General features: G+C 47.4%; 23 protein-coding genes. 11 read left to right on the top strand and 12 right to left on the bottom strand.

From position 1 onward, the window contains the following. Positions 1 to 23 precede the first annotated feature (23 nt). The 3 genes from SO_RS04215 to SO_RS04205 all read left to right on the top strand — a co-directional run bounded on the left by SO_RS04215 (position 24) and on the right by SO_RS04205 (position 2220). Positions 24 to 1064, top strand: a complete 1041-nt coding sequence (locus tag SO_RS04215; RefSeq protein WP_011071182.1) for an NADP(H)-dependent aldo-keto reductase — start codon at positions 24 to 26, stop codon at positions 1062 to 1064. Positions 1065 to 1211: 147 nt separating this feature from the next. Further along, a complete protein-coding gene (locus SO_RS04210; RefSeq protein ID WP_011071181.1) occupies positions 1212 to 1634 on the top strand; it encodes a VOC family protein in 423 nt (140 codons plus the stop codon). 58 nt (positions 1635 to 1692) lie between these two features. After that, the gene (locus SO_RS04205) at positions 1693 to 2220 is read left to right on the top strand and encodes a CbrC family protein (protein ID WP_011071180.1); all 528 of its coding nucleotides are present in this window, start codon (positions 1693 to 1695) and stop codon (positions 2218 to 2220) included. A 94-nt stretch (positions 2221 to 2314) separates the two neighbouring features. Here SO_RS04205 and dbpA read toward each other — a convergent pair whose 3' ends face one another. Then, on the bottom strand, positions 2315 to 3691 hold the full coding sequence (gene dbpA / locus SO_RS04200; RefSeq protein ID WP_011071179.1) for an ATP-dependent RNA helicase DbpA: 1377 nt from the start codon (positions 3689 to 3691) through the stop codon (positions 2315 to 2317). Between the two features lie 312 nt (positions 3692 to 4003). After that, entirely contained in the window at positions 4004 to 4861 is an 858-nt protein-coding gene (locus SO_RS04195) for a pirin family protein (protein WP_011071178.1), read from the bottom strand. Positions 4862 to 5952: 1091 nt separating this feature from the next. Here SO_RS04195 and SO_RS04190 point away from each other — a divergent pair. After that, entirely contained in the window at positions 5953 to 7176 is a 1224-nt protein-coding gene (locus SO_RS04190) for an IS256-like element ISSod4 family transposase (RefSeq protein WP_164925625.1), read from the top strand. On the opposite strand, the gene SO_RS04185 is transcribed toward SO_RS04190, so the two are convergent. The 5 genes from SO_RS04185 to SO_RS04165 all read right to left on the bottom strand — a co-directional run bounded on the left by SO_RS04185 (position 7112) and on the right by SO_RS04165 (position 12886). Then, positions 7112 to 8271 (bottom strand): IS3-like element ISSod1 family transposase gene (locus SO_RS04185; RefSeq protein WP_141135407.1). Its coding sequence is split into 2 segments (ribosomal slippage): positions 7112 to 8022 and positions 8022 to 8271, totalling 1161 coding nucleotides; the frame shifts between segments, so codons are not numbered across the junction. The two genes, SO_RS04190 and SO_RS04185, sit on opposite strands and share 65 nt — an antisense overlap. Before the next feature lie 154 nt (positions 8272 to 8425). Further along, entirely contained in the window at positions 8426 to 9190 is a 765-nt protein-coding gene (locus SO_RS04180; protein ID WP_164925624.1) for a hypothetical protein, read from the bottom strand. A gap of 434 nt (positions 9191 to 9624) precedes the next feature. Next, positions 9625 to 11331 carry an amidase gene (locus tag SO_RS04175; RefSeq protein ID WP_011071177.1) on the bottom strand — a complete coding sequence of 569 codons (1707 nt, stop codon included), beginning with the start codon at positions 11329 to 11331 and terminating at the stop codon, positions 9625 to 9627. A 73-nt stretch (positions 11332 to 11404) separates the two neighbouring features. Continuing rightward, a complete protein-coding gene (aguA, locus tag SO_RS04170) occupies positions 11405 to 12517 on the bottom strand; it encodes an agmatine deiminase (RefSeq protein WP_011071176.1) in 1113 nt (370 codons plus the stop codon). A 168-nt stretch (positions 12518 to 12685) separates the two neighbouring features. Further along, positions 12686 to 12886 carry a YheV family putative zinc ribbon protein gene (locus SO_RS04165; protein WP_011071175.1) on the bottom strand — a complete coding sequence of 67 codons (201 nt, stop codon included), beginning with the start codon at positions 12884 to 12886 and terminating at the stop codon, positions 12686 to 12688. A 276-nt stretch (positions 12887 to 13162) separates the two neighbouring features. On the opposite strand from SO_RS04165, the gene SO_RS04160 reads away from it, so the two are divergent. Then, entirely contained in the window at positions 13163 to 15076 is a 1914-nt protein-coding gene (locus SO_RS04160; protein ID WP_011071174.1) for an ABC transporter ATP-binding protein, read from the top strand. Between the two features lie 35 nt (positions 15077 to 15111). Next, entirely contained in the window at positions 15112 to 15573 is a 462-nt protein-coding gene (locus SO_RS04155) for a DUF2390 domain-containing protein (RefSeq protein ID WP_011071173.1), read from the top strand. Between the two features lie 51 nt (positions 15574 to 15624). On the opposite strand, the gene SO_RS04150 is transcribed toward SO_RS04155, so the two are convergent. From SO_RS04150 to SO_RS04140, 3 genes are read right to left on the bottom strand one after another with little or no spacing between them, the layout of a single operon-like run. Continuing rightward, positions 15625 to 16035 (bottom strand): GFA family protein, encoded by a 411-nt coding sequence (locus SO_RS04150; RefSeq protein ID WP_011071172.1) that lies wholly within the window; start codon positions 16033 to 16035, stop codon positions 15625 to 15627. Between the two features lie 12 nt (positions 16036 to 16047). Next, a complete protein-coding gene (locus SO_RS04145) occupies positions 16048 to 17649 on the bottom strand; it encodes a GMC family oxidoreductase (RefSeq protein ID WP_011071171.1) in 1602 nt (533 codons plus the stop codon). A gap of 46 nt (positions 17650 to 17695) precedes the next feature. Then, positions 17696 to 18202 carry a TAT leader-containing periplasmic protein gene (locus SO_RS04140; protein ID WP_011071170.1) on the bottom strand — a complete coding sequence of 169 codons (507 nt, stop codon included), beginning with the start codon at positions 18200 to 18202 and terminating at the stop codon, positions 17696 to 17698. Positions 18203 to 18313: 111 nt separating this feature from the next. Here SO_RS04140 and SO_RS04135 point away from each other — a divergent pair, with 111 nt between their 5' ends. The 3 genes from SO_RS04135 to SO_RS04125 all read left to right on the top strand — a co-directional run bounded on the left by SO_RS04135 (position 18314) and on the right by SO_RS04125 (position 20524). After that, the gene (locus SO_RS04135; RefSeq protein ID WP_011071169.1) at positions 18314 to 19297 is read left to right on the top strand and encodes a hydrolase; all 984 of its coding nucleotides are present in this window, start codon (positions 18314 to 18316) and stop codon (positions 19295 to 19297) included. Positions 19298 to 19306: 9 nt separating this feature from the next. Then, the gene (locus SO_RS04130; RefSeq protein ID WP_011071168.1) at positions 19307 to 19552 is read left to right on the top strand and encodes a YheU family protein; all 246 of its coding nucleotides are present in this window, start codon (positions 19307 to 19309) and stop codon (positions 19550 to 19552) included. Positions 19553 to 19636: 84 nt separating this feature from the next. Further along, positions 19637 to 20524 carry a phosphoribulokinase gene (locus SO_RS04125; protein WP_011071167.1) on the top strand — a complete coding sequence of 296 codons (888 nt, stop codon included), beginning with the start codon at positions 19637 to 19639 and terminating at the stop codon, positions 20522 to 20524. Positions 20525 to 20897: 373 nt separating this feature from the next. Here the strand turns inward: SO_RS04125 and SO_RS04120 are convergent, their stop codons facing one another. Next, positions 20898 to 21407 carry a GNAT family N-acetyltransferase gene (locus tag SO_RS04120; protein WP_164925827.1) on the bottom strand — a complete coding sequence of 170 codons (510 nt, stop codon included), beginning with the start codon at positions 21405 to 21407 and terminating at the stop codon, positions 20898 to 20900. A 188-nt stretch (positions 21408 to 21595) separates the two neighbouring features. Then, positions 21596 to 22888 (bottom strand): aminopeptidase PepB, encoded by a 1293-nt coding sequence (gene pepB, locus SO_RS04115; RefSeq protein ID WP_011071165.1) that lies wholly within the window; start codon positions 22886 to 22888, stop codon positions 21596 to 21598. A gap of 168 nt (positions 22889 to 23056) precedes the next feature. Between pepB and sfsA the strand changes: the two genes are divergently transcribed. Continuing rightward, the gene (sfsA, locus tag SO_RS04110) at positions 23057 to 23761 is read left to right on the top strand and encodes a DNA/RNA nuclease SfsA (RefSeq protein WP_011071164.1); all 705 of its coding nucleotides are present in this window, start codon (positions 23057 to 23059) and stop codon (positions 23759 to 23761) included. Between the two features lie 163 nt (positions 23762 to 23924). Further along, positions 23925 to 24368, top strand: a complete 444-nt coding sequence (gene dksA / locus SO_RS04105) for an RNA polymerase-binding protein DksA (RefSeq protein WP_007644947.1) — start codon at positions 23925 to 23927, stop codon at positions 24366 to 24368.

The following is a 24368-nucleotide window of genomic DNA, read 5'->3' as shown; positions in this document are numbered from 1 at the left end:
GATAGTTTCCGTAGGAGAAATAGATGGAATACAGACGCATACCGCATTCTAATCTCGAGGTGAGCAAAATCTGTTTAGGGACTATGACTTGGGGCGAACAAAATACCCAAGCCGAAGCCTTTGCACAGCTAGACTATGCCATAGGCAGTGGCATCAACTTTATTGATACTGCGGAAATGTACCCTGTGCCGCCAAAGCCGGAAACCCAAGGCGAAACCGAGCGCATTTTAGGCCAATATATCAAGGCCCGTGGCAACCGTGATGACTTAGTTATCGCCACTAAGATCGCCGCTCCAGGCGGCAAGAGTGATTATATTCGCAAAAACATGGCACTGGACTGGAACAACATTCACCAAGCGGTCGATACCTCGCTCGAGCGCCTGCAAATCGATACTATCGATCTCTATCAAGTGCATTGGCCAGATCGCAATACCAACTTCTTCGGGGAATTATTTTACGACGAGCAAGAGGTTGAGCAGCAAACACCGATCCTTGAAACCCTCGAAGCCCTTGCTGAAGTCATTCGCCAAGGAAAAGTGCGCTATATCGGCGTATCGAACGAAACGCCTTGGGGGCTGATGAAATATCTGCAACTGGCTGAAAAACACGGCTTACCACGCATTGTCACAGTACAAAATCCCTATAACCTGCTCAACCGCAGCTTTGAGGTGGGCATGAGTGAAATCAGTCACCGCGAAGAGTTACCACTGCTGGCCTACTCGCCCTTAGCCTTTGGCGCCCTGAGCGGCAAATATTGCAACAACCAATGGCCTGAAGGCGCGCGCTTAACCCTGTTTAAACGCTTCGCCCGTTATACTGGTTCGCAAATGGCACTCGATGCCACGGCAGCTTATGTAGATTTGGCCCGCGAGTTTAATCTCTCGCCCGCACAAATGGCGCTCGCTTTTGTTAACTCACGTAAATTTGTTGGCTCAAACATTATTGGTGCAACAGATTTATACCAACTGAAAGAAAATATCGACAGCTTAAAGGTCAGCCTCTCCCCCGAGTTACTTAGCCGTCTAAATGCTCTCTCAGATCAATTTAGATTGCCCTGTCCTTAGCTTTTAAAATAAGCATCTTAAGTAAGTGAGTGACTTCAATCCACTCACTTTAGCCATACATTGGTTATGCTATCGCAGCGATACGCTAACCGTTACGATAGCGATTACAATAGCTGTTGTAATCGAGATCAAAACCGAGATACCGAGATGAAACAGACTATTGTCCATATCGCGCTCGTGGTTAGAGACTACGATGAAGCGATTGATTTTTACGTTAATAAGCTCAAATTTGAGTTGATTGAAGACTCCTATCAACCCGAACAAGATAAACGTTGGGTTGTGGTTGCACCGCCTAACTCCCATGGTACGGCCTTACTACTAGCCAAAGCCTCTAAACCTGAGCAGGAATCATTTATCGGCAATCAAGCCGGAGGGCGGGTGTTTTTATTCTTAAATACCGATGATTTTTGGCGCGATTATGAGTATATGCGGTCAATAGACATTCACTTTATTCGCGAGCCACAAGTGCAAGATTACGGCACGGTCGCCGTATTTGAAGATCTCTATGGCAACCGTTGGGATTTATTGCAGCTAAGCCCCAATCACCCCATGGCGAAAAGATGTCTTTAGCTCATACGCCACAGCGATTAAGTCATTAACAACGTTTAAATTTATAACAGGAGTCGATATGGATTTCCCTCTGTTTACCTATCATCCCAACCCGCTCGCGACAGGCGCAGTCGTTGCAAGTGATGCAAGCTGTCAATGCTGCGGTAAAGCCCGAGGATTTATCTGTATAGCTGGGATGTATTGCGTTGAAAATATTGATGCTATCTGCCCATGGTGCGTTGCCGATGGCAGCGCTGCAGATAAATTTAATGGCCATTTTGTCGACGATTATCCCCTGCTTGAAGCCGGGCTTGATATCGCAATTGTTAAAGAAGTAGCCGAAAGAACGCCAGGCTATATCTCATGGCAACAGGAAGTCTGGCAGTCCCATTGTAACGATGCCTGCGAATTTCATGGCGATGCCGAACTTGCTGAATTACAAGCCTTACAAGGGGAATCATTGGAAGAATTTTTATCCGAATACATGCTCGACCGTGACTTCTGGCAAAAAATCTTGAGTGGTTATCAAAAGGGTGGCGATCTAGCCATTTACAAGTTTCAGTGCCGCCACTGCCATAAAGTGATTTTCACTATGGATTGCAATTAATCACAGCCCTTAGGTATGTAACGTCATAAAAAATGCCACTTACGCTAGGTCAGTGGCATTTATCATTCGAGTCAATTCACTCGCAATAAATAGATTATTTCATCAACCATGCGCGGTAAGACTTACCCTTAATGCGGCCGCTGGTGATCTTGCTCAGTGCCTTTTTAGCCACTTTACGGTTTACCGCCACATAAGCGCGATAATCAGTCACAAGAATTTTGCCCACCTGCGTACCTTCAATGCCATTATCACCCGTCAGGGCGCCAAGAATATCGCCAGGGCGAAGTTTCTCTTTTTTACCGCCATCGATTTGCAGAGTGATCATGGTTGGCGCATTGGGCGCACTGCCAAGCAAGCTTAATGATGGCAGTGATTCACTGGTAATTTCTCGATCTAAGTACTCTTCTAGCAAGGCAATCTTGTAACCGTCTTGATCGTTGTAAAAGGTATAAGCAGCGCCTTTACTGCCCGCACGACCTGTACGGCCGATACGGTGAATGTGAACTTCGGTATCGTAGGCCACATGGTAGTTAAATACCGCATCTAGTGCATCGATATCTAAACCACGGGCGGCCACGTCGGTAGCCACTAATACACAGGCACTCTTATTGGCAAATTGCAACAGGGTTTCGTCCCTATCGCGCTGCTCTAAATCGCCGTGCAAGGCTAAAACACTAAAGCCTAAACCCTCAAGTTCGTCGGCCACTTTTTGCGTTTCACGCTTGGTATTACAAAACACCACGGCGCTTTCTGGCTTATGTTCTAACAGTAATAATTGCAGCGCTTGCATGCGCGACTTATCGTCATCTAACTGATAAAAATGCTGTTCGATGGTATTTTTTTCATGGGTAACCGCGGCCTTAACCATCACAGGGTTATACATGATTTGTTTAGCAATCGATTGAATTTGCTCAGGGAATGTCGCACTAAACAGCAGCGTTTGGCGCTCTCGTGGTGACTGTTCAATAATGGCATCGAGCTGAGGTTGGAAGCCCATTTCGAGCATGCGGTCAGCTTCATCAAGCACTAACATATTCAGATTACTTAAATCTAAACGATTGCGGTCTAAGTGATCGACGATCCGCCCTGGGGTTCCCACAATAATATGGGCACCATGCTCCAAAGAGCCAATTTGCGGCCCCATGGGCACACCACCACACAGGGTTAATACTTTCACATTGTGTATACCGCGGGCCAGAGTACGGATCTCCTGCGCCACTTGGTCGGCCAGCTCGCGGGTTGGACACAGTACTAAGGTTTGAATGCGAAAACGCTTAACGTCTAATTTATTTAGTAAACCTAGACCAAAGGCCGCCGTTTTACCTGACCCCGTTTTACCCTGACCTATCACATCCTCGCCCGCTAAAATGGCTGGCAAGCTTTGCGCCTGAATGGGCGTCATCTCGTTGTAGCCCATAGAAGAAAGGTTCTCAAGCAGTTCGGTTTTTAGCTTAAGGGTCGAGAAAGCCATGGAGGGCTTAGAATCTGAATTGCTCAAGGCGAATATCCTGTGGTGGGTAACGAAGCGGCTGCTAGGTTACTAAAATTGCGTTACTTATCGATTAAAAGGGTTTATCAAGATTCGGGGTTACGTAAGGCAAGAATTCAATTCTGCGCTCGCTCAACCCAAAAGTACGGCTATTGTAGCAACAACGGGCAACTTTTACCTCAAGTCCTTAAACTCATGCCCTTAAACAATCGAAATCGCCTGCGTAAACAGCAATAAAAAAGCCCTGCAAGGATACAGGGCTTTGGTTTTGATCAGCACGGCAAACTTAACAGATTAAGCGATTTGGCCAAAACGCCCTTCTTGATAATCGCGAATCGCCTGCTGAATTTCCGCTTGGGTGTTCATCACAAAGGGGCCCATCTGCACAATTTTTTCACGAATCGGTTTACCCACAAACAGTAACATGCCCGCACCGCGATCATCGGCCTTAAGCTGCAATGGCGTTTGGCTATCGAGCACTAAAAACTGGCCTTCATTGAATGACCACTGTGAGCCTTCGCCCTTACTCAAGCCACCTTGGTAAATATAGAGGGCGGCAAACTCATGCTTGGATAAATCGAGCTGCGCTTCACCATTGGCGTTAATCATCAAGTCGGCAATCGCCGCTTCGCCCGCTAATCCTTGGATGGTGGCACTGATCGTACTCTTACCCGCAAAAGCCCAATCCCCCGCCAAGGCTTTAAGGGTTGCGCCTGTGTCGTTCGTGGTTTCAACGCTTGGGATTGAAGCCGTATCCTGATACGTCGCGGGGCGCAGTTTATCTTTCGCGGGCATATTGACCCAAATTTGGAAGCCATGCAGACCATTGAGTGCATCGGCCAGCGGCATTTCAGAATGCACCACGCCGTAACCCGTGCTCATCCACTGCACATCGCCTGTACGAATCGCTTTGACGTTACCCATTTGATCACGATGCTCAAACCCGCCCTTACGGATATAGGTAAAGGTCTCCATCCCACGGTGTGGATGCGGTGGAAAGCCACCAATAACATCCTGTTTATCATCGGATTTGATCTCATCCATCATCAAGAATGGATCAAACTGAGTGCTGATAAAGTCAGCCACGCGGCGAATATTCACCCCATCACCATCCATCGCGGGTTTAGCAGAAAACTGGCCTAAGACTTTCATTTTATGCTCCTAACTCATAAGGCATTAGCCTGTGCACTCGCAATCTCTTGGTTCCCCAAATGACAGCGTGAAACTGTGGCAATGCTGATGGTGGCAGAATAACAAGGAAATTTGCAAAAGAATAACGCGAAATCACGCTTAGATTTTTCGAAAAAGTAGAATGGTTGGTGATTGAGTAAGTGGCATTATGACTTGCTTAAACAATACTTCTCGAAATAAGGCGTTTGTGAAAAAGTGTGTGAACTGTTTATCACTAGGACAAAGGAAATTGCCATTGTCTCCCCAGTGACACGCCATCCCATTCTTTGACAAAAAGCCCAGAGGCTCGACGGCGACATCTGCTGTACAGGACGTACTAATGCAGCGATCACATGGATGTGAATGAGCTGCCATATCGCCAACGGTCACTGGTGCTTCAATGGCAATTCACATCCATACAACCGTTTAGTCATCTAAAGATGGGACAAAAGCGCGTTAGATTTAATGCACTAAAGGTGAGTCATAGCATTATCAAACTTATGGCAACCTGATTAGATTCGTTGGCTGATATCCACTAACGCAGGCTTGCCATGGTGTTCACTCACCGACACGCAGCAAGTCCATCCGTGGATGCTCGACCGCCCCGTCCATGAGGCGGACGGTCGTCTCGCTAATCACCATGGCTAGCCTTTTTAGCATTAGCGTAATCTGTAAGTTTTAAAGAAATACGAAGCACGCTTTGGGACATAAATGAGCCAGAGTCATCATATTCTCATTGATTAAACTTCGTCTAACGCCTGCAATAAGGTGTCCGAGACTGAACCACCCGAGCACATCGAACTTCATACCAAAACCGTCGAGAGTAACGGGTCTACTTGATTGCTTATATGGCAAATTTACACACCAAAAAATACTTTCCGTTCGGAATCATTGTGCAAATCATACTTGGATATGTGATGTATTTTGGGCTCAACCGCCTCGGAAAAAAGCTTGTAAGGTAATTCATCAATGCATATCTGGGCAAACACAGCTGAAATATCTTTCTCATAACAATCGGTAGTGTTCATAATTCTGTGTCATTTCAGTAAAATATTCAAAAACAGGAATGACACATGACCCAACCTTTTAACTTCGAACAAGCCCTTAAAGATCTGCAATCAGGTAAAAGCCTCACAGGTAAAGACAGCATTCTTGGCCCACTGATCAAGCAACTCACTGAAGCGGCTCTCCAGGCTGAGCTTGAGCAGCATTTAGCGCATGATCCTCAGCCTAATCGTAAAAATGGCAAAACCCCTAAGACCATTAAGCATCCGTCCGGTAACTTTGAGTTAGACGCGCCTAGAGACCGCAATGGCACCTTTGAGCCTCAGTTGATTAAGAAAAATCAAACTACACTAACCGATGAAATCGAACGTAAAGTGTTATCGATGTTCAGTATAGGTATGAGCTATCGCGATATTAATCAACATGTTGAAGATATGTATGGGCTCAATGTGTCTAACGCAACAGTAAGCGCCATCACCGACAAACTCATCCCCGAACTTAAAGCGTGGCAACAGCGCCCATTAGATAGCCATTATCCTATCGTTTGGCTTGATGCGATACATTATAAAGTCAAAGAGGATGGGCGTTACGTCAGTAAAGCCGTTTACACATTGTTAGCGCTTAATATGAAAGGAAAAAAGGAAATTTTAGGGCTTCACTTATCCGAAAATGAAGGCGCTAATTACTGGCTATCCGTACTGGCCGATCTTAATAATCGTGGTGTAAAAGATATTCTTATCGCCTGTGTTGACGGCTTGACCGGTTTCCCTGAGGCCATAGCCAGTATCTTCCCTCATACGGAAACACAGCTATGCGTTATCCACCAGATCCGCAACTCAATGAAGTATGTCGCCTCAAAAAATCAGAAAGCGTTTATGGCTGATTTAAAGCCTGTGTATCGAGCCGTGAGTAAAGAAGCCGCAGAGATGGCATTGGACGAACTGGAGGCCAAATGGGGTGATGCTTATCCGTTGGTAATCAACTCTTGGCGTCGCAAATGGCATAATTTGTCCCATTATTTTAAGTACCCAGAACATATCAGGAAAGTGATTTACACGACCAATGCGGTTGAGGCTGTGCATCGCCAATTTAGAAAGCTCACCAAAACCAAAGGTGCATTTCCTAATGAAAATAGCTTGTTGAAGCTACTTTACGCAGGCATATTAAACGCCTCAGATAAATGGACTATGCCAATCCACAATTGGAGCCTTTGTTTATCTGTACTGGTCAACCCAAACTGGACACTTTTACTTGAGAATTCTCAAACTCTACAGGTGACAGATCGTTATTAGCAGAATGAAGTCGCTCCAAGTTGTAATATTTGATGTAAGCCGTCACATCTTGCTTCATAAACTCCCTTGTTGGTTGAGCAACTTTAAAAATCCAATCGTGTTTCAAGCTACCAAAGAATCGCTCAACAACGGCATTATCCCAACACGCACCCACATCACCCATGCTGGCTCGGATACCATAGCTCGATAGCAGCCTACCGAATTGTTTACTGGTATATTGCGAGCCTCGGTCACTGTGAAATACCAGCCCTCGCGCTGGTTGTCGCAGGTTGTAGGCTTTTATTAATGCCTTGGATATCAAATCTGTGGTCATGCGTTTGTCTATGCGCCATCCCACAATCCGGCGTGAATATAAATCCATCACCACAGCTAAGTACATCCAGCCTTCACCCGTCTTTAAATAGGTCACGTCACCCGCCCAGACCTGATTAGCCGATACTGGATTAAAGTTCATGTTTAACAGGTTATCAGCCACTGCATCTGAGTGTTTTCGCTGTGTCGTCACCTTGTAAGCACATCGCTGGGTTGCTTTGAGTCGAAGGCGGTGCATAATTTTACGAACGAGATAGCGACCAACCTGGTAGCCTTCCTTGCGCAATTTCTTCACCATTTCACGATTCCCTAAGCTGCCTCGACTTTGCTTAAATAGCTGTCGAACAAGGCGATAAAGCTTCAGTGTTTCAACGCTTATCACGTTTGCAGGGCGTTTATGCCAATCGTAATAGCCTGACTTACTGACACTCATTACTCGACATAACAGTGTTATGGGAAACAGGTGAGATTGCAGTTTGATGAAACGAAATCTTACTTCATTTCTCTCGCAAAGAAGGCGCTTGCCTTTTTTAGAATTTCTTTTTCCATGCGTAATTCTTTGTTTTCTCTACGCAATCGCTTCAACTCATCACGCTCAGACTCTTCTAAGGTGATGCCTTGTTGCAGGGCTTCGTGTTTTTCCTTCCAGTTGTAAAGCAGGCTCGTGCTAACTCCAAGAGACTTTGCCGCATCGGCAACGCTATAACCTTGCTCCAGCACCATCAAGACGGCTTCATCTTTAAATGCCTGCGGATAACTCTTATGTGATTTTTTCAGACTCATATAGACCTCTTAATTTATTGACCATACTGTCTCAAAATTAAGTGTCCGATGGGATTAGACCAGAACAATCTCAGTTAGCGATTTATTTTGAAGGACGTTTAGATAGCGTGCTAGAAATTTAAAAATTAGCCTGACACAGAATTTTGAATGCCCTCTAACAATCTTGAAGGATTTTTAGGTTTGTTGAAGGAAAGCTATCCTTGAACTCCTTATTGTACTCAGGTAAGAAATACTTGATCATTGCAGCCTCAAATAGAGACACTTGCTCTGCCTCTGTCGTCCCATATAGTTTATCCAAACCAGCCTTTATACGTTGGCTATCATCGGCAGGTTGCTTAGCATTTGGTGTAAATGCAGTAACTAGGCTATTACCGGGTTCGACTTCCAATAACAGAAGCGATAATTTATAACCTTCAGGCACGCCTTTAATTGATATTTTTTGAAGCGTTTCATGTTTAGTTAGGCGGTCTAGAGCATTTCTAGAACCATTTTTACCGTAAGCTTGACCAATATATTTTACTTTAAAGTGGATACCTTCAGGTTGAGAGTTAAGCATTTTCACTAGTTCATTGTCTTGGAACCAAAAACGTTCTTCTTCCTGATTTTCCATATAATACAGTCCGTCTTCGTTAACAAAGCGAACCCCCTCAGGAATAGGACCAAATTGAAGCTGCCTTTTTACTCCAGCGACCAGAAAATCAAGAACCATATAGTCATCTACCTGTCCTGCACCAGTAAAATCGACTCTTGGCTCATAACCAATAATATATATGTGACAAGTCTCAATAACCTCTTGAAACTGAGCTAAAACATCTTTTTCATATATAAATTCAGCGGGCATATGAACAAAACTACTCGCATAGATATCTAGAGCATGCTCTACACCAAATTTATAGCCACCTAATTTCTTTTCTGACATTACCATCTTCTTTACAAAAAAATTTACGTATGATTTTGTTTCTGTTTTGAACCTGAATCGCCACCGACTCCATAGACACTCTGGAGCATTACAAAAATTTCGTCAATCGGTGTCAGTCACACTAAGCATCAAGTGATGATGTTAACTCGCAATGGGGCAAAAACATTTTATCAAAGGCTGCGTATTGATGAGATTGCTGCCATTTAATGTGATTCTTAATTGCTTGGTATAAGACTGTATTACTCTCACACAGTAGCAAACAGCAGCAAATGGCGAAATCTCGTATCAGGCTTTTGTTAGCATAAAAAAACGGGATTGGCACTTTAAGATCCATCCCGTTTTTATGACTCTACACTTTGCCGTTATATGGGGCTAAATCTCTAAGAAGATAAATCCCTAAGACTAAGCTAAGTCTATATTTGGCAGTTTAGCGCTTATTGACCCAGTTTTGGGGTGCGTGGCGGAATAATGCGCCTGTTACCTGTTGACTCAAATGCACCGGCAAATTTAAGCAGGTTATTATCGTCATAGGCACGGCCCGCAAAGGTCAAACCCACTGGCATGCCAATATCGGCCATCACGCCCATAGGTACAGTCACAGTTGGTACGCCTAAGTGACGAATCGCAAGGTTTCCGTTTGCTACCCAAACCCCGTTACTCCACGCAATATCGGCAGAAGCCGGATTCACATGGGCATCGGCAGGCCCCACGTCCGCCACTGTCGGGAACAGCACGGCATCAAGCTTTAGCCCATCCATCCAGTCTTCGAGATCTAGCTTACGCGTCTTCTCTAAGCCACGCAGACCATCGGGAATACTGTCGATCTGATCGAAGGATTTAAGGCCACGCTTAGCCATGTTGACATACTCTTCCATGCCTGCCGCTAAGTCACCTTCACGATTTGGCAAGGTGCAAAGATCATGAGGGAATATCAAATGCCCCACCACATCTTCAAGCTTGTTGAGTTTAGGGTCATTGTTAGCACGCAGGAATTCATCGAACGCCCAACCCGAGAGTTCCCATAATTCATCATGCAGGAACTGAGGCGTCACTATGCCGCGGTTAAACACCGTCGGCGCACCCGGGCGGTCGCCTTCACAATTGGAAACCAACGGAAAATCGACTTCAATCACTTCGGCGCCAGCGGCTTCTAAGGCTTTACGCGCGGCTTCCCACAAATCGATCACCGATTGGCGGGTATGGATCCGTTGACCCGTTGGGCCGCCAATACCCGGATTTTCGCTAGTGCCTGCCAATTCATCTTTATTGATGTACATGCGCGGCACGCCAAAACGCTTACCCTTAAGCGTATCGGCGCTAGCCGCCAGCGCCAGATAAGATTCTGGGCGAACAGTTGATGCTTTAGGGATTTGGACCCAAGGTTGCAGACGCCAGAGATCGCCACGGGTAATGGGGTCATCGGCCACAATCACATCCAGCACTTCGAGCATATCCGCCATGGTGCGAGTATAGGGCACGACCACATCCATGGTCGGGGTTAACGGCCAGTTACCACGCACGGAAATCACGCCGCGAGACGGTGTATAGGCGCATAAACCATTATTGGACGCAGGGCCTCGGCCACTCGACCAAGTTTCTTCAGCAAGACCGAATGCCGAATAACTTGCCGCCGTGCCCGTGCCCGCCCCATTGGAAGAACCCGAAGCAAACGGTGCAGTAAGATACTCAGCATTGTATGGGCTTTCGGCGCGGCCATAGTGACCACGCTGCATGCCGCCATTAGCCATGGGAGGCATATTGGTTTTGCCTAGGCAAATGGCACCCGCAGCGCGTAGGCGCTCAACGGCAAAGGCATCGTACTGGGCCACTAAATCTTTAAAGGCTGGGCTGCCAGACGCCGCCGTCAGTCCCTTCACCAAATAGCTGTCCTTAGCGGTGTAAGGAATACCATCAAGCGGGCTTAAGGTTTCACCTCGAGCGCGGCGCGCATCTGAGGCTTCAGCTTCTTTCAGCGCATCGGGATTGTGCACCACTAACGCATTGAGCTTAGTCTCAGTAGCAGGACCATCGTAAGCCGCCACTCGAGCCAAATAGGATTTCACCAACTCAACCACCGTCGTACGGCCAGATTCGAGCGCTGCACGCAGCTCGGCAATAGAAACTTCCGTGACTTCAAACATCTTACGCCCTCCCGCAGAAAGCTAATTGTGGTGCAATAACAGTGACATCAATCGTCATGCTGTTCTCCTTGGGTTACTTTCCAGCAGGGATTTGCTGAGTAATACAATGGATATTGCCGCCACCTAATAAAATCTCACGGGCTGGCACACCCACAATCTCATGCTCAGGGAAAATTTCCTGCAGCTTTTGAGCGGCGATATCATCGGTTGCTGGGTCAAGCAGCGGGAATACGATGCGATGATTGGTGATTAAAAAGTTCACATAGGAACCCGCTAAACGCTCACCTGCCGTGCGTGGCACACCAGTGCCCTCAGTTACACCTTTTGATTCTTCTTCGCTGCAATACAGCGGCCCTGGTTGTGGCAACAGATGGATTTTTAACTTACGACCTTGTGCATCCACGGTATTTTGCAGCACTTCGAGCGCAGCTTTTGAACGTGGATATTGTGGATCCGATTCATCATCAGTCCAGTGCAGAATGACTTCACCAGGACGGGCAAAACAGCACATATTATCGATATGGCCATCAGTCTCATCCATATACACGCCATCTTGTAACCAGATAAACTGCTTAACATTCAAATAGTCACGCAGTAAGCCTTCAATCTGTTCCTTTGTCAGTTCAGGGTTACGGTTGGCGTTGAGTAAACATTCGGCACTCGTCATACAGGTGCCTTCACCATCGACATGGATGGAGCCACCTTCGAGGATCAGCGGCGCGCGATAACGGGCAAAGCCATGTTGTGCAAGCATTTGCTGCGCGACTTGCTCGTCCTTATCCCATGGGAAGTACAAACCACCGTTATGGCCGCCCCAAGCATTAAAGCCCCAGTCAACACCGCGGCATTCGCCCTCGGCATTAACGACCACAGTTGGCCCTGTATCGCGAGCCCAGCAATCGTTACTGTCCATTTCAACCAAGGTAACGTGGGATGGCATTACCGTTTTGGCTTTGGCTAAAAAAGCTTTAGGAACACCCATATACACTGGCGTTGCCGCGCCAATCGCATCGACCACCTTAGCGAAAGTCGCCTGAGCATACGCACCAGCTGCGCGCCAGTTATCAGGACGATAGGGCCAAATCATCCACACAGCTTGCTGCGCAGCCCATTCGGCGGGCATATAAAAACCATCTTGTGATGGCTTAGTCGTTAACGGCGTGACATCCACATTCACGTTTGTCATGAGTTTTGTCTCCAGTAATACTGAAATCGATAAGGGTGTACGCCCCTAAAATAGGACGACAGAATACAGTTATATCAGCCCCACAACGATGCGAGGGCCATTGGCAGCGGTTAATAAAATCTCTTACATACTTTGCCAGCACGTGTTTGGCGCTTCATAAAGATGAGCCTAGTCGGGTTTAAACACCCCAATGACAGCGCCCGTGGCTTTTTCGGTGACTTTGATATCGGTTTGCTGCTCACGATAATCACAGTCAGTACATTCTACGGTTTCGATACCGTTTTCTTTAAACAGCAAAATGCTGTCTTTCGCGCCGCACTTAGGGCATTTTGCGCCAGCAACAAAGCGTTTTTTTATTTTAGTGGTCATGATACAAACCTATAAATGGCTACGCGCCCAGCGATAAGCGAATCATCGGCGTTAAGGCGAAAATGTGGCGCTATTTTGCCATACTGCCCAGCTATTGCCAGTCCTTGAATAAACTTGTGCTGCCATACACCCTGACCACGCGGTAGAGCGCTATCGCACTAGGCCATAAAAAGTCGAAGAAATACGCAGCAACTCGGCCTAAGTTGTGGTTTGCCATGAGCTTGTACGTTATCATCACAACCCTTACTCATTCATGATATGACCAAGTTGTAGTTAATGATCAGCATCAACCAAGCACAATTAATCCGTGGTAGCAAAACCCTGCTCGACGAAGCCTCTCTGACCATCTATCCCGGCCATAAGGTCGGCCTAGTGGGCGCCAACGGCACGGGTAAATCCTCACTGCTGGCATTAATTATGGGTCACCTGAGCTTAGATAAAGGCGAGTTTAGTATGCCTTCAGGTTGGCAGATTGCCAGCGTCGCCCAGGAAACCCCTGCGCTCGATATGTCTGCACTTGAATATGTACTTGATGGCGATAAAGAATATCGCCAGCTTGAGGCTGATCTGCACATTGCACAGGAACATAATGATGGCCATGCCATTGCCACCTTGCACGGTAAAATCGATGCCATTGGCGGTTATGCTATTCGCGCCCGCGCCGGAGCCCTGCTTGCAGGTTTAGGCTTTAGCGAAGCCGAGCAAAATAACCCCGTGAAAAGCTTTTCGGGCGGTTGGCGGATGCGCCTCAACTTAGCCCAAGCACTGCTGTGCCGCTCGGACTTACTGCTGCTTGACGAACCAACCAACCACTTAGACTTAGATACCATGTACTGGCTCGAAGGTTGGATTAAGTCCTATCAAGGCACACTGATTTTAATCAGCCACGATAGGGATTTTATCGATGAAATCGTTGATGAAATCGTCCATGTCGAAAATCAAAAACTCAACTTCTACAAAGGCAACTACAGTGCCTTTGAGCGCATCCGCGCTGAACGTATGGCGCAACAACAGGTCGCCTTTGAACGCCAACAAAAAGAACGGGCGCATATGCAGTCTTTTGTTGACCGCTTCCGCTACAAGGCCAGTAAAGCCAAGCAAGCACAGAGCCGCTTAAAGGCGCTGGAGCGGATGACTGAGCTATTGCCATCCCAAGCCGATAGCCCGTTTTATATGGAGTTTCGCCCACCAGAAGCCCTGCCCAATCCGCTGATTAAGATGGAGCAAGTGGCCGTTGGCTATGGCGATAAGCAAATCCTCAGCAAAGTGCATTTAAACTTAGTGCCCGGTGCGCGCATTGGGTTGCTCGGCCGTAACGGTGCGGGTAAATCAACCCTAATCAAGCTGTTATCGGGCCAGTTATCACCGATGACCGGATTGTATGAGCCCAATCCCGGCCTGAATATCGGTTACTTTGCCCAGCACCAAATCGAATTTTTACGCTTAGACGATACGCCGCTGCAACATTTAGTGCGCCTTGCGCCCAATGCCCGCGAGCAGGAATTGCGTAACTTCCTCGGCGGTTTTGGCTTTAATGGCGATATGGCACTCTCGCCAGTGCGCCCCTTCTCGGGTGGCGAAAAAGCCCGTTTAGTGTTGGCATTATTGGTATGGCAACGGCCCAATCTGTTGCTACTTGACGAACCAACCAACCATTTAGATTTAGAGATGCGCCATGCTTTAACCATGGCATTGCAAACCTTTGAAGGTGCCATGGTGATTGTATCGCACGACCGCCATTTATTGCGCTTAACCTGTAGCGACTACTATTTGGTTGATCAAGGTGAAGTACAAGCCTTCGATGGTGATCTTGACGATTACCACCAATGGTTACTCGATGCCGCTAAGGCTGCCAGTGCCAACCAAGCGGCCAACAGCGATGACACAAAACCCGCTGTCGATAAGAAGCAGCAAAAGCGCTTAGAGGCTGAGCTACGCCAAAAAGTGTCCCCCCTTAAACGTAAGCAAGCCAAATTAGAAATTGATCAACAAAAACTCAGTGAGCGTCTCGCCGAGTTAGAACATTTACTGGCCGATGGTGAGTTATATGATCAAGACAATAAAGCTAAACTCACCTCAGTGCTCAGTGAACGCACCAGCTTGACACAGACGCTAGAAGAAAGTGAAATGCAATGGCTTGAGTTGCAAGAAGAAATTGATACCATGGAACTTGAGTTAATGGGCCAATAATCGGCCAGCTGTCGCCTAACATACAAGGAAGCCGTATGTCGAATGTAACCCCGCTAGACTGCCAAATTTGGCATTGGTGTGATATGAGCTATGGGCAAAACAAACAGCTTTGCCTTGAGCTACAAGATAATTGTCAGGTGAATGTCAATCTATTATTGCTGGCGCAGTATTTAGATCTCACCAGCGATGTGGCGGGTCCGCGGGAATATTCAACCGAGCAATGGCAACGATTGGTGCGTGCCGTATGGGAATGGGATGAAAAGTTTCTCACACCCTACCGCCGTCTGCGTCGTCTCGCTAAAGCCAGCCTTAATGAAGCCGAGTATCAGCAGATGCTGGATGTTGAGTTGATGATGGAACGCAAGGCGCAGCGCACCATTTTAAATACCGTGAATGGCTTATCCCCAAAGGGTAATCAAACCAATTTAGTCAGCTACCTCACCCTATGTGGCCTGTCGGCTGCAGATGTCAACAGCTTAAGTCTTATTGCACCTTAACCTATACCCAACCAATCTGGAGATACGAGATTCAGGCTGTTTGGGTATATATCACTTGGTGCGCGCTTGGGGATAACGTTGGCAGTTATCCTCAATCTTGAGCCAGCTCAACTGCTGCTCAGTATAAATATGGTAATTAGGTTGTACTAAGTTCGGATCATCGAAGCTGGCGATCGTTAGGGTCAAATAATCGGGATACTCAGTGTGCCTGTAGGTAAGCGAGCAGCCACATTGAGCACAAAAACCACGTCTTACAAAATCTGATGAGGCAAACTCAGTGACGTTGCCCTTAAGCCATGTCACCTGCGACACGTTAAAATCCATCCAAGCACCAAAGGCTGCCCCAATACTTTTTTGGCACATGCGGCAGTGACAATAATCCGCATCGAAGGGGTTACCCTCAATCCGATAACGAATCGCTCCGCATAAACAGCCGCCTTCCAAGAACTCTATGGGTTGCATACAAACTCCAAACTATTGTGGCTCTCGGCCATCTTTGAGCTTTTGTGCCAGTGCCGTCGCATTACGTGCCGTGATGCCGTAAATCGACAACTGTGGGTTTGCACCTAAGCTGGTCGGGAAGATAGAACCGTCCATCACCGACAGATTATTAAGATAATGTGATTGACCATAACTATTGACCATAGAAAGCTTTTCATCTTCGCCGAGTGGACAGCCGCCCATCACATGTGCCGAGGCCACCACAGTCTTTAGTGGCGCTAAGTCCATTTGCGCTATGCTCTCTTTCGCCTCCTTCCATGAGGACAGATAAGGCATACCATCACTAATAGGCAGTACTTTTAAAGCGCCCGCCGAAAATTGCAATTCAGCCATACTGGCATAGGCTCGCCGCACTGCCCGCCAAAAGGCGTCGGTTAATGGATAATCTAAACTAAAGCCGGTTGGGGTTAAATGCACTTGCCCGCCTTGACTGTCGGGATGATAACCGTCGCGAATCAAGGCGATCGTCACCTGCAACTGATTAAACTGCGCCATCAATTCGGCATGGCTCACGCCGTAACCTATGGTCTTAGAGGCGATTAATATAGGATGAACTGGCGGCACCTCCAGCTTATAACCTAGCTCGCCATCAGCACCATTTTTCCACACAAATTCATCCGAATAGATAGACTGAGGTGCGCCGCTATGGGCGTTAATAGTATCGGCAAATACCCCGCCAGACAGCACTGTGGGGTGTAAAAAGGTGCGCTTACCCAACAGCTGATGGGGATCGGGCACCTCGGAGCGCATCATTAGCGTCGGCGTATGGATCGCGCCCGCACTTAAAATATAGTGTTTAGCTTTAAAGAGCAGTTCGACCGCTGTCGGCCTTAAATTCACATCTAACGCTTGCGCCTTAAGAGCAAAAACTTGGCCATTATGATGTTCTATCTTAACGACTTTGGCGCGGCTGATAAGCTGCGCGCCCTTTTCTAACGCGCTCGGAATGGTAGTCACTAACATCGACTGTTTGGCATTCACAGGGCAGCCCATGCCGCAATAGCCAGTATTCCAGCAACCTGCAACATTGCGCTTTATCACAGTGTAATCCCAACCTAGGTTGATACACCCTTGCTTGAGCGCGCCGTTATTACGGTTAGGTTCATAATTCCATTCATGAATATTGAGCCGTTGCTCCATTTGATCAAACCAAGGCGCTAAGGCTTCAGGGTCGAGTCCTGCAACGGATTTATGCTGCGCCCAAAAGGCTAATGCTTCCTTTGGCGTACGAATCGAGGTGGTCCAATTGATGGTCGTCGAGCCACCCACGGCTCGGCCTTGGAAGATACCGATCGCTTTATCAGCGGTTTTCATCGCCGCAGCCTGTTGGTACAAATTCGGATAAGCGACTCGCTCTTCCATATTAAAATCGCTGGAGGATTTAAGCGGCCCCGCTTCAATCATGATCACACTGAGTCCAGCTTGGGTGAGGATCTCCGCCGCCACACCGCCGCCGGCGCCCGTGCCCACAATCACTACATCGGCTTCAAATTGTTGATTTGCTTGTAGCTGACTCGCATCAGTGTGCAGCCAACCGGCATTTAAGCCTGTCACTATGGGATCTACGATTGCCAATTGGAACGCTCCATTTTCACGTAATTGTTATTATTAGAAATTTTGCCTATTTGAATAATTCAGGCTTGGCATAATGGAGTCGACTCCAATGCTCAGGACAGGCGTAATAACTTGCCATGACTAACTCTCGTAACCCTAAGTAAGCCGTTTGCAACAAAGTAAAATAGCTGTGGCGCCAACTCTCCAGCATTTGGGTCAGTTCGGCGGGAGAACGCATTAGCAGCGGCGTCATACTCGAGGTGAGGAGCAGTAAACCGAGGCGATTTTCCAGCATATCGAGTAGCTCAAATAACTCGGCCTGCTGTTCATCGGGCAATACTGCAATCGATTGTTTAATGGCATCTAAGGTACGATTTTGTGCCGCAGCCTTGTGAGTTGCCACATCGGGCAAGGCCCCATCAAGCATCACTGGCAATAGCACACTGAATAATAAACGGTAGTCTTTACCCTCACCTTCATCGGGCAGACTAAATTCGGGAGAATAGAGATTAACCCCCAAGGCTATCGCCGCGGTACCGGCAAACGCGCCTAATAAAAAGGTTCGTCTGTTCATCAATGTCTCCCCAAGACGTTTAGTGTTAAATTACTGTGCTACAATGACTGCGAGTCTAAATTAAACACACGTTTTAATTTTCAGCAATAGTTGATATCAAGATAAGATCCCATGCCGAACGCTTTTACACCGCCTTGGTGGGCCAAAAGTCCCCATGTACAAACGATTTTGCCCGTATTCACTAAAGTGGCCAAACCTGTGCTTGAACGGCAACGACTAGAGCTGCCCGACGGCGATTTTATCGATTTAGATTGGCAAGCCCCCCCAAAAGTCGGTAAACCGATTGTGGTCATCATCCATGGATTAGAAGGCAGCGCACAGTCGCACTATGCCAGACGTATACTGCAAGCCTGCAAAACGCAGGGGCTGGCTGCGGTAGTTCACCACCACCGGAGCTGCTCGGGAGAAGCCAATCGCCTCGCCCGCAGTTATCACAGTGGTGACACAGATGACCTGCAGTTTAGCTTAAGCCTGCTGCAACAAACCTATCCGCAATCACCGTTATTGGCCGTAGGTTACAGCTTAGGTGGCAATGTATTGACAAAATACCAAGGCGAATATCAAGACCAAAGTCTGTTAACGCGCGCCGTAGTGGTGTCAGCCCCATTGCAATTATCAGCGTGCGCTAAGCGTTTAGAGCATGGTTTCTCAACGGTTTACCAAAGCCATTTGGTCAAACAGTTACAACATAAGGTCAATCAAAAGCTCACCGCCCCAGATTTGGCAGGCACTATGTCATTGACCCCAAAGCAAGTTGCCAATCTCAATACCTTTTATGACTTTGACGATAAAGTTACTGCGCCGCTACATGGATTTTTAGGCGTAGAAGATTACTATACTCGTGCTAGCGGCTTACCTTATGTTAATCGCATCACCAAACCCACACTGATACTGCACGCTTTGGACGATCCCTTTATGACGGATGAGGTCATCCCCCATCCAAGCCAGATTTCTGAGCATGTAGAATACGAACTCCATGCCCATGGTGGCCATGTCGGTTTTATCGAAGGCGGTACACCGTGGAAGCCACGCTATTATCTAGAGCGGCGCATTTTAGACTTTTTACTCGCCAATGACGCGTCATCGGCACCTTAAGGAACCCGAATGCTTATTCCCTATGATGCTTTGCTACAACTCCCCAAAGAGACCTTAGCCAATTTGATCCGCGAATATCTGTTAGGGCAAGTGGAGGATGGTAGTTTTACTAGCCTCGATGAGCAAGAACTATCAGGCGCAATAGTGCAATGCCAACAAGCACTTAAACAAGGAAAACTCGTCTTAGAATACAGTGAGGAGGAGGAGTCCTTTGCCATTCGTCACGCTGACCAAGTAGCCAAACGGCAAGATTGACCATCAGTATCCCTGTGCCGTATAAATAGCTTATTCGATTTATCGCTTCAACTGAGCGGCTCTATTGGTTCCTAGGTAGATAAAATGTCAGCAAAACATCCTATTATTGCAGTTACAGGCTCATCCGGCGCAGGAACCACAACAACGACAACCGCCTTTAGTCATATTTTTCGCCAACTCGGGATCAATGCCGCCTTTGTCGAAGGGGATAGTTTTCATCACTATACCCGCGCAGAGATGGAAGTGATGATCCGTAAATCCCAAGCAGAAAATCGCAATCTGAGCTATTTTGGCCCCGAGGCCAATAATTTTGCCCGTCTAGAACAATGCTTTCGCGATTATGGCGCCACCGGCCAAGGTGAAACCCGCAGCTATTTACACACCTTCGACGAGGCCGTGCCCTTTAACCAAATGCCCGGCACCTTCACCCAATGGCGGCCACTACCTGAAAATACCGATATGCTTTATTACGAAGGCTTACATGGCGGCGTAGTCACAGGCGATGCCAATGTAGCCCAGCATGTCGATTTACTGATCGGCATGGTGCCCATCGTAAACTTAGAGTGGATCCAAAAGATCATTCGTGACACCTCGGAGCGTGGCCATAGCCGCGAAAAAGTCATGGGCTCGATTGTCCGCAGTATGGACGATTACATTAAACACATGACGCCGCAATTTTCGCGCACCCATATCAACTTCCAACGGGTGCCGACGGTAGATACCTCTAACCCCTTCAGCGCCAAGGATATTCCAAGCCTTGATGAAAGCTTTGTGGTGATCCGTTTTCGCGGCATCAACAATGTCGACTTCCCCTATTATTTAAGCATGATCCAAGGATCCTTTATGTCGCGGGTCAATACCCTAGTTGTACCCGGCGGCAAAATGTCCTTAGCGATGGAGCTTATACTCACACCGCTGATTAAGGATTTGATGGAAAAACGCCAACAGCTCAATAGTCCTCAAGCCAACTAATATAGGTCTATTTTTGGCTAACGAATAATGAAATAAAGCCTTTTTGAGCAATAGATTAAGCTTGATTTAAGCCATAGAAGTTAATCTTATTGCCATCGGGATTTCAGGCGAAAGAACGATAGTTGGCATACTCTTGGGTGTTAATTCCCCCATCTTGATCTGTTGATTCCCTTGGGTATGCCAGCAACCCCATCCAGCGTTAAGTCTTAGCAGTTAATTCCACATCCATGCTTGATCTGTTGATTCCCTTGGTTATGCCAGTAACGTTCAACAAAATAGATTCTAAGTTCTAAGTTCTAAGTTCTAACAGCGAAGCACTCTAGCCGTTGCGAAGCAACGCCCTAGACTCTAGCAGCAGCCTTTATGCTGCGCCCTAGCAGGCCAAAGGCCGCCCTAGATTTTTATACATCACCATACACTCCAAGGCGATGCCGCGGGGTGAGCAATAGATGGAGTCTTCCTCTAAGCCTTCACCGCCGAATCCGCAGTGGCGATAAAACCCTACGGCATTGAGGGTAGACTCTAATCGCAATTGGGCGATGCCTAAGTTAAAGGCTTTTGTTTCAATAAATTGCAGCAGAGATTTGCCAACACCTAGCCCCATAGCGTCGGGGGACACAAATAACGCTTCAACCTGAGCATAGGGTTCATCCAGCATGACCATACCGATCACTCTCTTAAGTGGCGGCACATTGTTGGATTGCTCTGCCACATAAAAATGCGCATCGACGATACGACTAAATTGCTCGGTCAATTCGCCTTCGGTCCAAATAATCAGATCGCCCGCATCATAAAATCCGGCGCAGCCTTTATTAATGGCTGCATTGCGAATATCCCAACAGGCTTGAGCATCCGCTTTAGTCGCTTTTCGTATAATAATCATCATATTTCCTGAATAAAAATGCTCAGACATAACATGCCACGACGCCGCAGAAACACCAAGTAAACTATCGATTTAGTATTTCACCCAATAAAAAACCGCCCGCAGGCGGTTTTTATCTTGCAGCAGAATCTTAATGAAGTTGTGCTAGCTTATCTTATTTAGTTTTCGCGCTAAGTTCAGAGCTAGGCTTAGCCTTTAATTAACTCACTAATAGTCAGTACACCGTGGGTGGTCGCACCCGCGCCCCATAGTGCAGAAGCCGAGTCTTCAAAAGCTGCCGCTAAATCCACATGTAACCATTTTGCTTCTGGTGAAACAAAACGCCATAGGAAACCTGCCGCATTCGAGGCGCCGCCGGCACCACCGCCTTTCACTGGGCGGCTGTTTGCCGTGTCAGCATAGGACGATGGGCACATTTCTTTGTGCCAAGGATCCAATGGCAATGGCCATACACGCTCGGCCACAGTCGACGCCTTTTGCTGAGCTAACTGTAATACGTCAACCTGTGGCGAGAAAATGGCGTTGTAGTTAGAGCCAACCGCCATGACAGCAGCGCCGGTTAAGGTTGCTGCATCGATAATAAAAGGTGCTCCCGTGGCAGAGGCAGCTTGTAGACCATCGGCCAATACCAAACGACCTTCAGCATCGGTGTTTACCACTTCGACTGTGACACCATTTTTATAGGTGAGGATATCGCCCAGTTTGTAAGCGCGGCCGCTGATCAGGTTTTCTGCGCAGCATAAGAAGAGTTTAACGCGCTTGTTTAGGCCCGATTTGATCGCTAAACCTAAAGCTGCGGTCACAGTGGCGGCGCCGCCCATATCACATTTCATCCCCAACATCCCCTCTGAGGCTTTAATGCTGTAACCGCCAGAGTCGAAGGTAATGCCTTTACCGACTAAAGCGACAGACACGGGGGCATCGGCCGCAAGAGGATTAAAATCAAGCTCTAACATCGCAGGTGGACGCTCACTGCCGCGACCTACCGCATGGATGCCAATCCATTGCTCTGCTAATAATGCTTCGCCTTCAATGATACGGTAGCTCACCTTAGCGCCACCTATATCGGCTAACCATTTTGCCGCTTGTTGCGCCAGTTTCACTGGTGAGAGATTCTCAGGAGTCTCATTGATCAGTTGACGGGCAAATGTCGCCACTTCAATGCGACGCTGTAATTCGGCTTGCACCTCAGCATCGCCGCACCATTGGATCTTGTAACCTGGTTTTGCGGTGGCGAAGCCCTGGGCAAACACCCATTGGCTATTTAGATCCCAAAGTGAGCCTGACAAGGCCACATTGCTGATCCCTTGATTGCGTAATTTACGTGCCGCCATTTGGATTTGACGCAACTCATCTCCACCGCTCAGATGCACTAAGGCGCCTTCTGCCGCAAAAGTCACATCGGCCTTACCCCAATGGGCTGCGGGGGTATCTTTGGTTAACGCAACGCTCATCACTTCAGTTACTTTCAATTCACTCATGAGGGATCCTTATTTTGATTTGTTCTTGCACATACATCAGTTGGCGGCAGTTTACTGCCAGCGGCTAGGGACTAAAAGCCATCAACCTAAGTTACTCAGGTAAAATATGTAAACATTTGCGAAATTTGTTAGTCTTGGGCGCCAGAATCACCCAGATACAGGGATAGCATGCACTTTACTCCAGCACTGAAACCGGGAAAATTACTCAAACGTTACAAGCGTTTTCTCGCCGATGTTCAACTCGAAGACGGCAGTGAAATCACCGTCCACTGTCCGAATACAGGCTCAATGCGTAACTGCCTGTTCCCGGGTGAAACCCTGTGGTTCTCAACGTCCAGCAATACTAAACGTAAGTATGCCCACACGTGGGAATTAATGACGACCCCAACAGGTGCGCTGATTGGCATTCACTCAGGCAATGCCAACGCCCTGGTCGAGGAAGCGCTTAATAAAGGCATCATCACCGAACTGACAGGCTACGACAGTTTACGCCGCGAAGTGAAGTATGGAGATGAAAATAGCCGTATTGATATCTTGCTAGAGTGCGCTCAAAAAACCGCCTGCTATATAGAAGTCAAAAGTTGTACTTTGCAGGAAAATGGCCAAGGTTATTTCCCCGATGCAGTGAGTCTTCGCGGCCAAAAACACCTGCGAGAATTAATGCATATGGCTAGCCTTGGGCATAGAGCGGTATTGTTATTTGTGGTGCAACATACTGACATTATGAGTGTGGCTCCCGCAGCACACATCGACCCTGAATACGCTAACTTATTGAAAAAATCTGTTTTATCAGGAGTAGAAGTACTAGCGTATCGCTGTGAAATATCCCCTAGTGAGATACATCTAGCCCAATCGTGTCCAGTCCGAGTATGATGTTAAGATTCAGTAAAATGCTTTTTCATTTCAATTAGCGAAGGCAGTCAAAAATTTCTGCCAAGGTGAAATGAAAAATTTGCCTCGTTGTAAAGATTCTGATATAGATAGCGGCCGTTCTTAAGGACGCCCTACAAACGCAAATGATGACAGGAGATGCGTTATGCCTGAAGGCACCAAAAAACTTGGCGTACTCGCTATCGCAGGTGTAAGTCCCTACCAGGAAAAACCCGGTGAGGAGTATATGAACGCTAAGCAACTGGGTCACTTCAAGACAATTCTTGAAGCTTGGCGCAATCAGTTGCGTGAAGAGGTCGACCGTACTCTGAGTCACATGCAGGATGAAGCAGCAAACTTTCCCGATCCTGTAGACCGTGCAGCACAGGAAGAAGAGTTCAGTCTCGAATTACGTGCGCGCGACAGAGAACGTAAACTGATCAAGAAGATCGAAAAGACCCTACAAAAAATCGAAGAAGACGATTTTGGCTTCTGCGATTCTTGCGGTATCGAAATCGGCATTCGCCGTCTCGAAGCGCGTCCAACAGCTGATCAATGTATCGACTGTAAAACGCTTGCAGAGATCAAAGAGAAGCAAATGGCGGGTTAA

Origin of the sequence: Shewanella oneidensis MR-1 (assembly GCF_000146165.2) — a bacterium.
GTDB classification, from domain to species: Bacteria; Pseudomonadota; Gammaproteobacteria; order Enterobacterales; family Shewanellaceae; genus Shewanella; species Shewanella oneidensis.
Note: the sequence above shows the minus strand (reverse complement) of the source record. Positions and strands in the feature narration are given on the sequence as shown.

What these genes read in the sequence shown, in the direction of transcription:
- SO_RS04215 (WP_011071182.1), top strand. Translation starts at nt 24, where the DNA reads ATGGAATACAGACGCATACCGCATTCTAATCTCGAGGTGAGCAAAATC.
- SO_RS04210 (WP_011071181.1), top strand. Translation starts at nt 1,212, where the DNA reads ATGAAACAGACTATTGTCCATATCGCGCTCGTGGTTAGAGACTACGAT.
- SO_RS04205 (WP_011071180.1), top strand. Translation starts at nt 1,693, where the DNA reads ATGGATTTCCCTCTGTTTACCTATCATCCCAACCCGCTCGCGACAGGC.
- dbpA (WP_011071179.1), bottom strand. Translation starts at nt 3,691, where the DNA reads ATGGCTTTCTCGACCCTTAAGCTAAAAACCGAACTGCTTGAGAACCTT.
- SO_RS04195 (WP_011071178.1), bottom strand. Translation starts at nt 4,861, where the DNA reads ATGAAAGTCTTAGGCCAGTTTTCTGCTAAACCCGCGATGGATGGTGAT.
- SO_RS04190 (WP_164925625.1), top strand. Translation starts at nt 5,953, where the DNA reads ATGACCCAACCTTTTAACTTCGAACAAGCCCTTAAAGATCTGCAATCA.
- SO_RS04180 (WP_164925624.1), bottom strand. Translation starts at nt 9,190, where the DNA reads ATGTCAGAAAAGAAATTAGGTGGCTATAAATTTGGTGTAGAGCATGCT.
- SO_RS04175 (WP_011071177.1), bottom strand. Translation starts at nt 11,331, where the DNA reads ATGTTTGAAGTCACGGAAGTTTCTATTGCCGAGCTGCGTGCAGCGCTC.
- aguA (WP_011071176.1), bottom strand. Translation starts at nt 12,517, where the DNA reads ATGACAAACGTGAATGTGGATGTCACGCCGTTAACGACTAAGCCATCA.
- SO_RS04165 (WP_011071175.1), bottom strand. Translation starts at nt 12,886, where the DNA reads ATGACCACTAAAATAAAAAAACGCTTTGTTGCTGGCGCAAAATGCCCT.
- SO_RS04160 (WP_011071174.1), top strand. Translation starts at nt 13,163, where the DNA reads ATGATCAGCATCAACCAAGCACAATTAATCCGTGGTAGCAAAACCCTG.
- SO_RS04155 (WP_011071173.1), top strand. Translation starts at nt 15,112, where the DNA reads ATGTCGAATGTAACCCCGCTAGACTGCCAAATTTGGCATTGGTGTGAT.
- SO_RS04150 (WP_011071172.1), bottom strand. Translation starts at nt 16,035, where the DNA reads ATGCAACCCATAGAGTTCTTGGAAGGCGGCTGTTTATGCGGAGCGATT.
- SO_RS04140 (WP_011071170.1), bottom strand. Translation starts at nt 18,202, where the DNA reads ATGAACAGACGAACCTTTTTATTAGGCGCGTTTGCCGGTACCGCGGCG.
- SO_RS04135 (WP_011071169.1), top strand. Translation starts at nt 18,314, where the DNA reads ATGCCGAACGCTTTTACACCGCCTTGGTGGGCCAAAAGTCCCCATGTA.
- SO_RS04130 (WP_011071168.1), top strand. Translation starts at nt 19,307, where the DNA reads ATGCTTATTCCCTATGATGCTTTGCTACAACTCCCCAAAGAGACCTTA.
- SO_RS04125 (WP_011071167.1), top strand. Translation starts at nt 19,637, where the DNA reads ATGTCAGCAAAACATCCTATTATTGCAGTTACAGGCTCATCCGGCGCA.
- SO_RS04120 (WP_164925827.1), bottom strand. Translation starts at nt 21,407, where the DNA reads ATGATTATTATACGAAAAGCGACTAAAGCGGATGCTCAAGCCTGTTGG.
- pepB (WP_011071165.1), bottom strand. Translation starts at nt 22,888, where the DNA reads ATGAGTGAATTGAAAGTAACTGAAGTGATGAGCGTTGCGTTAACCAAA.
- sfsA (WP_011071164.1), top strand. Translation starts at nt 23,057, where the DNA reads ATGCACTTTACTCCAGCACTGAAACCGGGAAAATTACTCAAACGTTAC.
- dksA (WP_007644947.1), top strand. Translation starts at nt 23,925, where the DNA reads ATGCCTGAAGGCACCAAAAAACTTGGCGTACTCGCTATCGCAGGTGTA.